General features: G+C 41.2%; 9 protein-coding genes. All 9 read right to left on the bottom strand.

Annotated elements, in window-relative coordinates; translation table 11 throughout:
• Positions 1–1,074 (bottom strand): hypothetical protein, encoded by a 1,074-nt coding sequence (locus C9991_RS15260; RefSeq protein WP_157949507.1) that lies wholly within the window; start codon positions 1,072–1,074, stop codon positions 1–3.
• Between the two features lie 16 nt (positions 1,075–1,090).
• On the bottom strand, positions 1,091–3,559 hold the full coding sequence (locus C9991_RS15265; RefSeq protein ID WP_106813333.1) for a hypothetical protein: 2,469 nt from the start codon (positions 3,557–3,559) through the stop codon (positions 1,091–1,093).
• A 116-nt stretch (positions 3,560–3,675) separates the two neighbouring features.
• The gene (locus C9991_RS15270; RefSeq protein WP_106813334.1) at positions 3,676–5,253 is read right to left on the bottom strand and encodes a PKD domain-containing protein; all 1,578 of its coding nucleotides are present in this window, start codon (positions 5,251–5,253) and stop codon (positions 3,676–3,678) included.
• A gap of 34 nt (positions 5,254–5,287) precedes the next feature.
• Complete coding sequence (locus C9991_RS15275) at positions 5,288–7,027, bottom strand: hypothetical protein (RefSeq protein ID WP_232823366.1); 1,740 nt, start codon at positions 7,025–7,027, stop codon at positions 5,288–5,290.
• 26 nt (positions 7,028–7,053) lie between these two features.
• On the bottom strand, positions 7,054–8,730 hold the full coding sequence (locus tag C9991_RS15280; protein ID WP_106813335.1) for a hypothetical protein: 1,677 nt from the start codon (positions 8,728–8,730) through the stop codon (positions 7,054–7,056).
• A 10-nt stretch (positions 8,731–8,740) separates the two neighbouring features.
• Positions 8,741–10,492, bottom strand: a complete 1,752-nt coding sequence (locus C9991_RS15285; RefSeq protein WP_106813336.1) for a RagB/SusD family nutrient uptake outer membrane protein — start codon at positions 10,490–10,492, stop codon at positions 8,741–8,743.
• A gap of 14 nt (positions 10,493–10,506) precedes the next feature.
• Positions 10,507–13,413, bottom strand: coding sequence for a SusC/RagA family TonB-linked outer membrane protein (locus C9991_RS15290; RefSeq protein WP_255414810.1), 2,907 nt, complete (start codon positions 13,411–13,413; stop codon positions 10,507–10,509).
• Positions 13,414–13,581: 168 nt separating this feature from the next.
• Positions 13,582–14,028: a NanQ anomerase/TabA/YiaL family protein gene (locus tag C9991_RS15295; RefSeq protein ID WP_106813338.1), complete on the bottom strand. Its 447-nt coding sequence runs from the start codon at positions 14,026–14,028 to the stop codon at positions 13,582–13,584.
• Positions 14,029–14,069: 41 nt separating this feature from the next.
• Positions 14,070–15,302, bottom strand: a complete 1,233-nt coding sequence (locus C9991_RS15300) for an MFS transporter (protein ID WP_106813339.1) — start codon at positions 15,300–15,302, stop codon at positions 14,070–14,072.
• Between the last annotated feature and the right edge of the window lie 121 nt (positions 15,303–15,423).

Raw genomic sequence — 15,423 nt, forward strand, 5'->3', positions numbered from 1 at the left:
TTATTTATTTTGTATTTTAGTTTTTAATTTTATCCTTAAATCATCTATTTCCTTTTGCTGCTGAATAATATATAAAGACAACTCTTCTATTTTCTGCAACAAAGCTTTATTTATCTCATGCTGTGAATATCCTTTAGTAGCAACTTCATCAGCAGATGGTATATCAGGAAGATGATGATTATTATCTATATAATTCTCAAGTTCTTGTATTGTAGGCAAATTATAATTTTTGTCAAAAACAAAATCTGCCCATGTACCAGTTGGTACTACCGCATAGTCAGCAGAAAGAATACCCTTCTTTACAAATACATTGTAGGTGCCTTTTAATTTATTATCTATATTATCGGAACTTGTTTTATCAAACCCAAAGAAAGAATTTTGACCTGGTCCAATGTACAATGCTGATGTTCCATTTGTACCAATCTCTATTCCATGTTGTGTGGTTGTTCCAAACCACGCAGCATTGTTTGTCGAGTTGAGATTAAGTGTCGTTGTTATGTTATTTTTAATATGGGTTATTGCTCCATTTTTTTGCACAAATGGCGTATTAGCCTCAATATAATTATTAGCTATTAGAAGAGCGGGAGTATCATTACTTTCGCCTCCACCATTTCCCCACATAGCTATTCCACTATATGAATTCAATCGCAACCATTTTTGCATTTGGCAAGAGAATATGACATCACCATTACGTCCATAGCCGTAGTAAGAGTCTATGCTGCCTGAGCTTGAAAGATCTGTCATAACATATCTGTTTGCAACAATTGTACCTTGTGTTCCAAGAGATGAATGATCCACCTGAGAAAGGTTATTAAGTATAAAGCCGACATTCTGTTGTGTAGTAACGGGATCTTGTGGGTCCCATACTACCCAACGTCCATTTCCACTTATTGCTCCACGAAAACTATCTGCAGTGGTAAACTGTATACCTGTAAAATCATATCCTAAACGAGAATTAGCAATCCATTCAGGCTTTCCCGATTCACCAGGTCCTCTCCACATATAATAATATGTCTGTGCATGACAAAGACTTGTTGTCATGAACGTCAAAAGTGTAATTAATAACGTTTTCATAATAGATACGATTAAATTATTCCCAAAAGTCATTACCCACAGTTGAAGGCAACCGTTCGGCTATCTCCACTTGATTTATTTGTCCATTAAATCGTAGATTACAATTATCATCGGCTGCTCCTACTGTAACATTTACAATATCAGATACAAATGCTGCAAATTGGGCATAAGCAAAACATCTTGCATTTGCCTTATCAGCATCAGTTGGAACATCACGTTTCCAGCGCCATAAGATATCCTGTTGTACGGTCTTTTCAAATTGTATATCAGGACAACTCACTCTGAAAACTGTTGCATCTTCATTAGTACTCTTTCCGTATTTTCGTTCATTGGTTTTAAGAGCCTCTACAGTTATAACCAAGTTCTTACCAGCAAATGATTTTCCTTGTGGCGGAGATATTGTCATAGATGCAAATTCCATATTATGTATCATAACTCTGTATTGTAGACTTCCATTTGGTAGATAGTATATACTTATATTGTTACCATCATCCCCATAAAGTCTTATAAGAGTCTGATAATTTGCTGTAGTAGCTGATGGTATTGCTTTTATTGCTATAGTTCCCTTAGTTGCTGTTGCTGGAGAAAATTGGTTAGGAATTCTCTCTATATTGTCAAAGCTTTCGGTATAACATGAAATTAACGGAGACTTAGGTTTATAAACCCAATATCGTTTTCCTTTATAATCATTAATAGAGGAAGTGTCAAAGATATCCTTAGCATTCCCACTACCATTACGATATTGCATACCGTAAAAGACAGCATTTTTAACTCTAGCCTCCCAAATTACAGGAATATTCTGTAAATCATCCTTTAGGGATACAACACGTTTTGGTGTCTGATTAGCTAGACTTTTCATAAAGTTGAAAATCAAATTCTTAGAATGATAGTTTTGCCCATCTATAGTACTTACAGACTCATAATTATCAGATACAACATGGCTTCCTTTCACTGCACTTCCCATGCTACCTCCTAAAGGAGTTACTTCTATTTGCCCGTTTTCAAGTTGTTCGTATGCGTAAAGCATCGTTGTCACATAACTATTTAATTCAGATAAACGTTTCCCACGAGGATCATCAGTTACATCTGCCAATATAGAAGGTTGATATATTGCATTGTGTCTTAAAGCCTCATATAAAGACATTCGGGTTATCATTAAGCTCTGTTGCTCCGGCAGAACAGGCGAAATAAACTGTTTCTCAGTATTACTTGCTTCCAAGCCTGCCCATTTTCCATACTTTCCTGTTGCAAGTGAGACTCCAGCAATACGTCCTCCAACATGGCGTTGATTAGATGCAACATAGTAATAAAGCAGATCATTTGGTGAAGCAGAATACTTTCCAGCAAATACAGGTTTACCCATATTTATACATCCATAGTCATCACTCTGCGGATCTATACCATTATCTAAAAAAGGTACACCAGGTTTCAACCATTGCCAATGAATACCGTCATTAGATATTGCCAATTCTGCACGTTGCTTACTATTCACATCGGATACAGCTGTAGAACCGAACATTGTTGCTATACCCCACCATATATCAGACTTAAAGTCTGGAAACTGAAATGGTTGCAAACTATACGGTTCCCATTTATTAGTAGAACGATCAAGTGCTATATCAAAATCATAATGTCCTGAGGTTAATGTTTTTCCTATTTTTGTTACAGTTTCACGTCTATATCTATCACGAGGATCTGCTGGTGGAGGAAATGGTAGTGTTTCGCCAGAACGTAATGTGGATCTTTTTGCATTGATCCTAGAAAATAAATAATAGTCGCCTTTATATTTAAGATAGCCCATATGAGTATCACCATTTATAAAGTCGAAATTATATTCTATTTGTTTTTCCTTTCTATTGAGTTTCATTTGTGAGAAACCACTCAATATACCTTCTGTTGTAAAACTTCGTCCCATTTCATAACCAGCAACAAGTTGGTTAAACTTTTCTCTTTGTGGCAAATAAACCAGTTTATATGGATTTGTCACACCATGGTCTGTATCCTCATATATGCCAAGACTTTCAATATCGACAGCAACAACATTTGTCACTTGATATCCAGGTTGGAAGGTTGGAGATAAACGAGTTTCAACAACAGGGTCATCGGCATTATACCAATATAATCCTGCATTAGGACGTGTCCATTGTACAGGGTCGTTAGTCTTATTTGTATAAGCCATAACACCAACCTTAGACCATGGTACTGGTGAAGGAATTAAGAAACAAGATACATATAGTGATAGATTTCCTTTATTGTCAACTATAACATTAGGCATACCATTGCCAAGGTTTTTCTCCCAAGGATAGGTTTGTGGACTAGGTTTAATGATATTACGTCCATTCTCATATTTAACTGGAGATGTAATATGCACATCCTGTGTTTTATACATAAACAATCCAGGGTTGACAGAAGAGTAATTTTGATACGATTGAGCCTGTATGCACAATACAAAACAATGCGTCAATAAAAATATAAGTTTTCTCATAGGGATGAATATAAAGAAAAGAAATAGATTTATTAGCGAATTAGGCAGACACCACGTCCTTAATAGGACATAGTGTCTGTCTTTAATTAGAGGTATTTCATACAGATAAGCAGATATTACTTCTGCAATCCTGTACGCTGTGGATTCTGTCCACGCATTGGCCAAGCTGCATCTGTGGCATAAGATGCGGCACGTGTTGTCACGCAAAGCATCTGTAGTGCGCCATCCTTTGTAACAACAACAAATGTGTTACCCTCAGCATCCATAACTGGTGTTGACTTGCACGACTCACCAAGGCTAAGTGACGAGAACAATGTGCCATCTGCCTTCAATATATAATATGTAGCATTAGCATCAATGAAGTGGATATAACCACGATTGTCAATCATAGGTGTTGTCTGAACACTTGCCTCTACCGAGTATGTCCACTTAACCGAACCATCTGGGTTAAGGGCAACAACTCCTGAAGGATTAGCCTCTGTAGCAACACCAAGGTTAGCATATACAGTACCATCCTTGGCTATAGCAACACCACCATCAGCGATAGCTGTGTTTGTATCATACTTCCATCTAAGAGTACCATCTGCATTAAGAGCCATTACCATACCACCAGTTGCCTTATCAGCTACAGCATAAAGAGTTCCATCTGCTGCAATAGCAGGTGTGCTGCTACGCAAAGCACCAGTAAATGCAGAAGAAGCACCACCGAATTCAGAATTATATACCCACAAGCCTGCACCTGCTGTTGTATCAAAACCGAAGTAACCTGTATTACCCTTACCTGCACCATAGAGGTGTCCGGTCTTTGAAACAGTAAGGCCACCAGTGATGTCACCAAGACCAGAAGCATATTCTGTACATGTACCGTTGTTTAACTTCCAAATCTTACCCTTACGCTGTGCCGTATACACATTGCCATCAGCATCAACAGCAGGAGTAATAGAATAGAGGTTAGCATCAGTACCTGCATAAGCCCAAGCTACATTACCCTTAGGTGTGGCAGCAAAGACAAAGAGGCGACGGTTTGCACCAGCATCTTTAAGGTCACGTGCAATAAAATAAACATTGCCATTAGCACCTACAGATGGACTTGAATAGATATCTTTACATCCTGCTGCAGAGCTACCACCATTATGATTGCTAACCATAGCAGCATCAATATCAAGTACCCATGATGTACCGCCAGTTGAGATATTGTAGGCAGTAAGTCTACCTGGATCTGTAGCATTACCACCAGTAAGCATATAGACAGCCTTACCATCAGCAGATACTGCTGGTGACGAACCACCTGTTACACTACCATTAATATTTGATGCCCATTGTACAGAAATCGCAGCAGTAGGATCAAGTACAGTTATACTCTGTGAAGATGTTGCTGTAAGGTTATTGTTATCTTTTACAGTTAGAGATACAGTGTACACACCCTCTTTTGTATATGTGAACGATGGGTTCTGCTCGGTTGATGTGGTATTAGCCTCATCACCAAAGCTCCACAACCAAGAAACAATATTAGTGTTTGCTTCTGGTGTAGAGGCATCTGTGAACGAAATAGGCGAACCTATCTCATAACCTTCTGGTGCCTCACTTAGTGTAAAAGCAGCTCTTGGTGCTGTCTTGTAAACAACGTCGTCATCGCTGCACGACACGGCAATAAACGCCAATGCCATTGTCAGAAAATACAGTATCTTTTTCATTGTTTTGTCTGATTTTTGGTTTAATGATTTTTTGTTATTTCTTATCTATGCCTAACTTGTTAAGACCAGGACCACCACCTGCTGTATAGCCCTGACTTTCTCCAGTACTCTCAGGAGATATCCAGAAAGCATAAAGGTCACCATCTGTAAGATAGAATTTTACCTTTATCTTCTGTCCCTTTAGCGACGACAATGTTTTGCCACTTGTCCATTCTACCTTTGCCTTGCAGTTGTCACCCTTAACAACCTTGCAATCAGCTTTTGAGAAACCACTAACTACATTGCCGTTTGCATCAAGTATCTCAACACGCAACTCGCCATCAACCTTAGCATTAACAAAGAAGTTCTCACCTGTAAAGCGAATGCCTACGGTTGTTAGCTCACCAGTGCCTGACATAGATGCAAATCCGTCACGACGAAGAATGGCCAATCCTGTTGATGTTATCTCATTAGTTCCCTCAAGACGACGACCACTTAAATAGAAATAAAGTTTGTCGCCAACTATAAGTGGAGCACCAACTACAGACTGTAAGTTGCCATTATTCCAGTCTGAACGATTGTCACTGACAGCCATAAACGGATTCATATCGTCACGCTGCCAACTATAACCATCACGACTGTAACCAACCATAATTTGGTTGCGCTTAATCACGTTGTCTTTTGAGCAAACATCATTCTCAGGTCCCTGCCAAACACTAAAGAAACCAAGCATAATACTTTCGTATGCGATAGCATCAAGATTATATATACCTGGAGCACCATCGTTATTGTTATACTTAGGATGCTTCTGTTCATTAGGCCATGGACCAAACCAGAATTTGCTTAGTTCTGCCTTGGCATTTTGGTTGCCATTAGCAGGGTCGCTATTCTCATAGTAGTCACGGGCACGCACAGTATACGGGTCACTTGCATTAACACGTACATTATGACGCATACTCCATGTCCAAACATCACGGAATGGGTTTTTATAAACTGTAGAACGATCGGTTACAGATTGCGATGGAGTATTATTGTCGCGCCATTGTATACCGTTGGCAGATGTCTTGTATATATACTTCCATTTGCCAGCTCCACCAGCCACTTGGAACATCTTATAACGCTTTGAAGCATTTGTCTCCTGCTTGTCAATCCATACCGTAGAAGCATCACGCTGAAGACCTTTGTCCACAATATTTGTGCCCGATACAATTGAAAGCGATGGCTTAGTCCAAGATATGCCGTCAGTTGACTCTGCATAACATGTTATTCCTCCCGAGTTGGTAGAATAACTTCCGCCACCAGCCATATACCACATCTTATATTTCTGGTCTTGTTCATCATACCATACACCGTCACTAAATGGGGCAGCAAATGCTGCGCCCTTAGTACCGGTCTTCTCCCAATCCTTATCTGGTGAGAGAATTGGATTACCCGAATAATATTCTGGATAATGAAACTTACGACTCAGTGTTGTGGTTTCAATAAGGAAATTGTCGACAAATAGTTGTCTACCAACTGCAATATTGACAGTTGTGGGGCGTGTTGACAGATAGAATGGCGACATTCCCTTACGTATATCAGATGTAGCAGAACGCAATATTGGCCATTGTGCCGGCAACTTAATACCATTGTATATTGTTCCCACTAAATCATCTGGTGTTGTAGGTTCGTCTGGTTCTGGATTTGGAGTTGGTGGAACAACTGGCTCTTCGCCACCAGACGGACTATCTGAACCACAACCTGTTAGAGAACAAGCTGCGATGATAGCTACAGAATATAAAAACTTATGTCGCATAATAATCTTCTTTAATAAATTAATTATTACTTCTGTGGGCAATCAACTCCGCTTGCGCTAAGTCCTGGACCACCACCGGCAGTAAAGCCACGGCTTTCTCCTGACTTCCAAGGAGATATCCAGAAGGCATAGAGGTCGCCTTGTGTAAGATAGAACTTTGCACGAATTGTACGTCCTGCAAGTTCTGTAAGGTCCTGCTTACCCTTCCATGTTATCTGCTGCTTGGTCTTGTCTGCACCACGCATTACCACACAGTCACGTTTGGTGAAACCAGGTATTGGCTTGCCATCAGCATCAAGCAACTCAACTTTAAGCTGTGCACCCTTTGCCTTTACATCTGCATTAACAAAGAAGTACTTGCCATCGAAAGAGAGTTTCTCTGTTGTAAGGTAGCCTTCCTTCTTATCTGCATGCATTGAAACAAAACCATCGCGACGCAAGATAGCAAGACCTGTAGAAGTATAACTATCCCACATTATTTTATTAAGACGTCTGCCTGAGCTGTAGAAGTAAAGCGAATCACCAACAATAAGCGGTGTACCATTGATTGACTGCATATTACCCCAGTTCCAAGCACCCTCAGTCTCATTGACATCCATAAATGGTTGGTGAGTAGGACGGGCAAAGTGGAAACCGTCACGGCTATAACCAAGCGATACAACATTACGTTTCTGTATACCGTCGCGCTTGCAGATGTTGTTCTCAGGTCCGCACCATGCGGCATACTGGCCAATCATGATGCTCTCGTAAGCAATGGCATCGAAGTTGTAGATACCAGGTTCTACCTCTGGATACTTAGGATGACGCAATTCTTTGTCGTCAGGAGCAAACCAATAGTGAAGATTTCGGTCAGCTGCATCCTTGCGTACGCGGTGTGTAAGGCTTACCAATAGCTCTGGATCTTCGTTCTCTGCGTATGCTCTTGAGCGTGATGATACTGGTGTTGACCAACGCAAACTCAATGCCCAACGATTAGTAAACGGATTATAGAACGCTGTTGAACGGTCATATACATCACCTGACTGTGCTACGCCACGGCTCCACTTACGACCATCTGCAGAATATTTAAGTATAATCTGCCAACGTTTGTCTGTAGGACGACGCTGAATATTAAACAATTTCCAACGACGTGCAGGATTCTTCTCTGTGCGGTCGAGCCATATAGTAGCAGCATCACGGTCACATGTGTCAACAATATTTGTACCTGGTACAATGTCGAGATTTACCTTCTTCCAATTCTTACCATCCTTTGACTCGGCATAGCAAGTATAGAATGTTTGATTACTCTGCTTATGCATTGTGCCCGCTCCTGCAAGATACCACATTTTAAATATGCCTTCTTTCTCGTCATACCATATACCGTCACTAAACGGAGCTGCGTATGGTGCACCTTCTGTTGTATTCTCCCACTTCTCTGTAGGTTCCAACACAGGGTTGCCTTTATAGAAGTTAGGAGTATGATATACACTGCGCAAATTGGTAGAGCTAATTAAGAACGAGTCTACAAACAGCTGACGACCATTATTGATAGGCAATACTGCTGGCTTATTCTGCAAGTAAGGTACTGGCATCTCATGACGTTCAGTTGGCTCTTGATACTGCGGTGGCCATACCTTTGGCAATGTTATGCCATTATTCAATGTCTGTGCTGTCGCCATAGAGGCGACAGCGCAGAACATGATGGTTGATAAAACATTTCTCATGATTACTTATTTAGTATCCTGGGTTGTTTGTTGTGATATACGGGTTAGAATTCATCTCGTTGATAGGAATTGGCAACCACTCATGCTTGTTGCTAACAAATCCCTTGAAATCAGATGCAGAGACAAACTTCTTGAATGATGAATCCTCTGCTGCTAACTGCTGGAAGCGTGATGAAAGTTCACCCCAACGCAACAAGTCGTAGAAGCGATGTCCCTCGAATGATAGTTCAAGAACGCGCTCATGTTTAACATCCTCAAGAGTTACTTGCGAAAGATCTGCCATATTAGCACGCTCACGTACCTTATTAACAGCCTGAGCAGGTGTTAAGGTTCCCTGTGTTGCGCCATTGAGTACAGCCTCAGCATAAAGCAGATATATATCAGCAAGACGAATATATCGCCAATTAACACCGTTTGCACGTGGCTGGTTGTAAACCATCTCTTTTGTACCACCACCTACACCATTGAGTTTAGGCGTACCATCAGCATTGGTAAGCATAGGCAAAGAATAGTCAAGACCCTTCTTGATACCAGCCTTAAACGAATGTGCCAAAGTATTGGCTACAGTTTGGAAGCCTTCAGCAGAGGCTGTAGCTGGATAGAGTTGTTCCCAATGGAAACCACCAGGACCTTCAAGACGCTGCTTGTTACCTTCAGCATCTGTATGTAGTTTAATCTCAGGCTTGAGGTCGTCAAACATCAATGTAGAGAACATACGAATGTCTGTGCATCCATCCTTATCTATAGAGTTGACAAATTCGTTATACAACCAGTTATTGGCAACACCCTCATAACCTACACCTGCACCAGGCAGCATAAGACCACGAGAGTCGAAGGCAAGACCAGATGTTGCAAGACCTGGGTTAAATCCAGTATTATTAACATCACCAAGGAACTGAATCTCAAGGATGGATTCTGGGTTGGCATCATTCTCATGAGCTACATCAAAGTTCCAAGAGTAGTCAGGAGCCAATTCATATGTTCCCAACTTACCATCAAGAATCTCACCAAACTCAGTAGCAGCCTCGTTATAATATGTCTTGGTACTTGTACCATAGTGGCTTTCAATACCGGTACGATACATATAGCAGATACCCTGCAAAGCAGCAGCAGCAGCTTTTGTTACACGTCCCAGATTATTGCCAGTCCAATATCCCTTAACTGGCAGCAACTCCTTTGCATGCTTAAGATCATCTTGTATAAAGTCCCATACTGCCTCTGGGTCCTCTGGCTTACGAACATAATCCTCAGAACCGCGTGGCATCTGACGTATAGGAGATACCTGACGGAAGTTAACCAACAGATAGTAGTGAGCAAATGCACGCCAGAAGTAAGCCTCGCCCATATATGCATTGAGCAACTGAGTATTGCCAGAGAAGTCTACCTTTGAAGCTTCTTCAATGATATACGATGCCTGTGAAGCAGTGGTGTACATAAGTGTGTAAGGTTGCTCAATTGTATAGTAGCTCGAGTTGAGGTCTTCTCCAAACATACCTGGCTTACCATAATCAGAGTTTGAGTTACCTTCATCGCCACGTATTAACTGGGTCTTTGAACCTGAAGCTCCGAGACAACGCTGTGTAGAAATGTATCCGTACATTGTCATCACAGCATCATTCACACCTTCTGGTGTTGAAAAGTATGTCTTCATACTAGGCTGATTAGGATTTGTAGCCAAATCGTCGAAGACGCTATCACAACTCTGAAGTGTCAAGCCACCGGCAAGCAACAGTGTTGCAAATATTCTATAATTGATTTTCATAATGAATTTAATGTTTAGAATGAGACATTGAAACCTAATGTGTAGGTACGGGCATTTGGATATGACTTGCTGTCTATACCACGAGAGAACAGTGCATTAGAACTTACCTCAGGATCATAGCCAGAGTAGTTGGTTATAGTAAACAGATTCTGTACACCGCCATAAACGCGCAGACGTGACAAACCTAACTTGCTGATAATCTTCTCTGGGAATGTATAACCCAACTGAAGATTCTTACAACGCAAGTACGAACCATCCTCAATATAGAACTCACTTGGTAGAGAGTTGCCACCATTTGTATTCTGAGTCTTCATTACAGGTATACCAGTATTGTGGTTTGTCGGACTCCAAGCATTCAATACATCTGTTACACAGTTGTTTGAGTAGTCGAAATAGTATGTATACTTCATCTGGTTAAAGATGTCGTTGCCCTGAACACCCTGCAAGAACAATGTAAGGTCGAAGTTCTTGTATGATGCATTGACGTTCAAACCATATGAGAAGTCAGGAATTGGATTGCCAAGTATAACCTTATCATCTGCATTTATAATACCATTCTTGTCGGTATCCTTGAACATGAAGTTTCCGTCTGCATCAAATCCGTCAATCTTATATCCATAGAACGAACCGATTGGATAACCTGGCATAGTAATAGATGGCGAATCATTGAAGAAGCTCGACATAGCTCCTGAAGTGATAGGCTGTACATTGTCACCAAGAGCAAGTACCTTGTTGCTTAGTGTAGAAACATTCAATGAAGCGTCAATTGAGAAGTCACGTGTTAGCTGCTTGCGGTAGCCTAACATAAACTCCCAACCCTTATTCTCTACAGATGCTGTATTGACGTAAGGCTTCTCACGTGATGAGTTGATCTCAAATACCTGACCACTTGAGAGGTTAAGGTCTATCTGTGCCAACAAGTCTACATTCTTCTTATAGAAATACTCTACCTGGAATGTAAGCGCGTTGTCAAAGAATCCCAACTCAAGACCAATGTCTGTTGTCTTAGCAGTTTCCCACTTCAAATTCTTTGACTTAAGATAAGCAGCACGACCACTGGTAAAACGCTTACCATTGAGAGTATAAGCTATAGGACCGTATGCAATATCGTCAAAGTTGTATGGATCAAGGAAGTTAGAACCAAGCTCACCATAGCTGGCACGCAACTTAAGTTTGCTTATGGTCTGCTTCGGAAACCAAGACTCTTCTTGTACATTCCAACCTACAGATACAGAAGGGAAGTAACCTACACGACAATCCTTTGCAAACTTAGACGACTCGTCACGACGAATACTTGCAGATAGCAAATATCTATTCTTGTAGTCGTAGTTCAATCTACCAAAGAATGACAACAGGGCTGCATTCTCATCGCCTGCAGAAATCTTACCATCAATACTTTGGAAACCTGTGATCTCTGTACCACCTATGTCATTGATGGTTGAAATACCCATCGAACGATAGTACTCACGCATCCAGCTTGTACCAACAAGAGCATCTATACTGTGACCTCCAAATGTCTTGTTGTAAGACAAAAGGTTATCGATAGTATAAGTGAATGTTTCACCACGTGACTCTGATATACTGTTGCGAGTATTACCGAAGTCTACATCTGGCGTTCCATCTGCATTCCACTTTGTATTATAAGTAGGAGTATGTGTATAAGAGTGTGCATTACTCCAGTTTGCACTGAATGTAGCCTTATACTTCAAACCATCCCAAAGGTCAAGTTGAGCATTAATTGCACCGATAACATCAGTTGTACGATTGTAACGATCTGTATATTTCAGCGGAGCAAGCTTGTTCACAGCCTTACCGTCCTCAGGATTGATATAGTAATCAGGACCGCCTGATACAAGTCGTCCTTGTGCATCATGTATTGGCAATGTAGGCAATGAGATATTGAAAGGAGTTGTTGGTGTCTTATCACGATGTGACAGCGACAGGTTCTCAGACAATGAGAATATACCTTTCTTGTATGAAGAATTGACACGGAAATTGTAGCGCTTATAACCAGAATAAATTGTCATACCCTTCTGATCAAGATAGCCAACACTTGTAGAGAATGTTGAATTCTCACCACCACCAGAAATAGAAGCATTAAGATTCCACATTGGAGCAAACTGCAACCACTGGTCAGCCCAATCGGTATCTACATTTGGGTTTGTAGGATTGTCGTTCTCTGGAGCATGTGCAAGACCAGAGTTATCTGCTACCATATTGGCAAACTCACGCCATTGTGCCGCATTAAGGAAGTCAGGTACATTGGTTGGAGTCTGGGCTGCAAACGAACCATCAATTTCAACTAATGGCTTTCCCTTTTTACCACGCTTAGTGGTAATAATAACTACACCGTTAGCAGCACGCGAACCATAGATAGCAGCAGCGGCACCATCCTTAAGAATTTCTATCGACTCAATATCGTTAGGATTAAGGGTGGTAAGACCATTGTTACTGAAAGCTCCGTCAATAACATAAAGAGGTTCTGTGGCACCAAAAGAAGCAGCACCACGGATAACGATGTTAACATCAGCACCAGCAACACCTGCCTGCTGAATAATGTCAACACCTGGAGTGCGTCCCTGAAGAGTAGACGCAACATTGGATGAAGTCTGTTTAACAATATCCTTACTTGACACTGAAGCCACCGAACCTGTAAGGCTCGACTTCTTCTGAACACCATAACCTACAACAACGAGCTCTTCTAGCGAATGTGAATCGCTTTGCATCGTTACATTAAGGGGTTGTCCATTCCATTTAACTTCGGTAGGCTCAAAACCAAGGTAAGTAATGACAAGCACATCACCCTTGTTTACTTTGTCAAGAGCAAAGTCGCCATCAATACCTGTCACTGTGCCAGTCTTGGTACCTTTTACCATAACTGATGCACCAATGAGTGGTTCACCAGTTGAATCTTTAACTATACCCTTACATGCGCCAGCCTGTTGTGCCTGTACATGTACGGACTGATTTGTGGCTGCTCCTGCTATTTGAGGATTTAGTACCCCCCCCAATTGCAAGCAGAGCAAAACTAATTGACTTAAAGTTAGTTGCCATAAATTGATTGTTTATTGTTAGTAATTGGTTTGTTATTATATCTTTACTTTTACGATGAGCTTTCTCACCTTGCGGTTGCCTATAACAGGAGCATGTGGATCTTCTGGCCAAACAATCATAAATTGTCCTGGATGAAGTTTGGCATATACCGAAGCAGGCTCTGCATATAGGGCGCAGTCGGCGTCCTCATCGTATGGCTTAGTAGGCAAGCCAGTATCAGCAAGGTCTTTCCAACCTATAGTTTCCTCGCCTTCCAACAACACGTGAATATCTATATACTTGCGGTGCATCTCAAGCACTTGCTTTTCTGCAGCAATACATTCGGGGTTGACATTATTTATGAACAAGTCGTCGCCCTGAAGTTCGATACGTCCGCATGGTGTGTTAAGTAAGTCGTGCGACTTTATGTAATCGAACGCCATCTTAAACAACGGATGAAGCGACTCTATACGCTCGCTGTGTTGTAGACTTGATATTATCATTGTTAAACAATATTTGAAATTAATAAACCTAAATACGAACTCTAATCCATATTATCTGTCTTTGGACGCAAGGCGAACAGTTGCACTGCAAGAGCTACTGCCACTACTGCAGCAAGCACTGCAAAACCTAGTCCTAAGTCACCATTATCGCTCCATTGACCCAAAACATTTGTTATGGCAGCTCCAGCAAACACACCTACCATATTCATAATGCCATAAGCTGTTGCACGTTGGCGTGCTCCAACAAACTGGCAAAGAATAGGCATATTGTTGGCATCAAACATACCAAAACCTATACCGAACAACAATCCTGCACAGATAATACCTACCACACTATGACCGAAGCCAAGCAGAAGAAGCGAAGGTATTGTAAGACCAAGACCTATAGCGCCAGTATATACACGTCCACGTATGTTGCGCTTTACCCAACGGTCACTCAATGTACCACCTAGTAACACACCAATGAACGATGATGCTGCAATTGTGATAGTTGCCATTGGTCCAGCTTGTGACATAGGCAAGTTAAGATTCTCTGCAAAGAGTGTTGGCAACCAGTTCTTTGTTGCCCATCCTGGCAAACTTGGAGCAGCGAAATAAAGCAAAATAACCCAGAAAGCCACATTGCTGAATAACGATTTCATGCTTGCAAATACACTCATAGACTTTGGCTTGGTAGCCTTTACCGCTTCTGCAATTTCCTCACGTTGCTTATCACGAAGGAACACTGCTAGAATAATTGCATATACAATACCGATAATTCCAAACCAGTGGAATGTTGTATGCCATGAATATGCAGCTGCAAGTGTAGCACCAAAACCGCCGACTGCCTGTCCTATATACAAACCAGTCATATGTATGCCAACTGCAAGAGAGCGTGAACCACCAGTATGATAATCGGCTATAAGAGCCAAACCAGCTGGCAAGTAGAGTGCTTCGCTAATGCCCATAAGCGAACGCAACCAAAACACTTGGTCGAAAGTAGTAGCTAAGCCCATAAGGTAGGTTACAGATGACCATACCAAGAGACTGCCGACAATGAGCCATTTACGGCTAAGACGGTCGGCAATGATACCAGACACAGGACTCATCAAACCATATATCCAGAGGAAAACAGCCATAAGTCGACCAAAGTTTGTAGCCGACTGCAACTCCTGTATATCCATCTGCATGGCATCCTTCATTGTGCTGAGCATCTGGCGGTCCATGTAGTTGAGTAGAGCTACGCCTCCAAGAAGACCAACAACTACCCAGGGATAAATCTTTGAATTCTTCATAAAAAGTTTAGGTGTTAATCTATTTAAGTTTGATATATATATAATGAATAAAGGATTGTAAGTTCTATAGTTTAGTAGTTAAGCCGTAACCATTAATGCCGTTGTAATGACAAATGTATCT

The organism is Prevotella merdae (genome assembly GCF_900290275.1).
GTDB lineage: Bacteria > Bacteroidota > Bacteroidia > Bacteroidales > Bacteroidaceae > Prevotella > Prevotella merdae.

What these genes read in the sequence shown, in the direction of transcription:
- C9991_RS15260 (WP_157949507.1), bottom strand. Translation starts at nt 1,074, where the DNA reads ATGAAAACGTTATTAATTACACTTTTGACGTTCATGACAACAAGTCTT.
- C9991_RS15265 (WP_106813333.1), bottom strand. Translation starts at nt 3,559, where the DNA reads ATGAGAAAACTTATATTTTTATTGACGCATTGTTTTGTATTGTGCATA.
- C9991_RS15270 (WP_106813334.1), bottom strand. Translation starts at nt 5,253, where the DNA reads ATGAAAAAGATACTGTATTTTCTGACAATGGCATTGGCGTTTATTGCC.
- C9991_RS15275 (WP_232823366.1), bottom strand. Translation starts at nt 7,027, where the DNA reads ATGCGACATAAGTTTTTATATTCTGTAGCTATCATCGCAGCTTGTTCT.
- C9991_RS15280 (WP_106813335.1), bottom strand. Translation starts at nt 8,730, where the DNA reads ATGAGAAATGTTTTATCAACCATCATGTTCTGCGCTGTCGCCTCTATG.
- C9991_RS15285 (WP_106813336.1), bottom strand. Translation starts at nt 10,492, where the DNA reads ATGAAAATCAATTATAGAATATTTGCAACACTGTTGCTTGCCGGTGGC.
- C9991_RS15295 (WP_106813338.1), bottom strand. Translation starts at nt 14,028, where the DNA reads ATGATAATATCAAGTCTACAACACAGCGAGCGTATAGAGTCGCTTCAT.
- C9991_RS15300 (WP_106813339.1), bottom strand. Translation starts at nt 15,302, where the DNA reads ATGAAGAATTCAAAGATTTATCCCTGGGTAGTTGTTGGTCTTCTTGGA.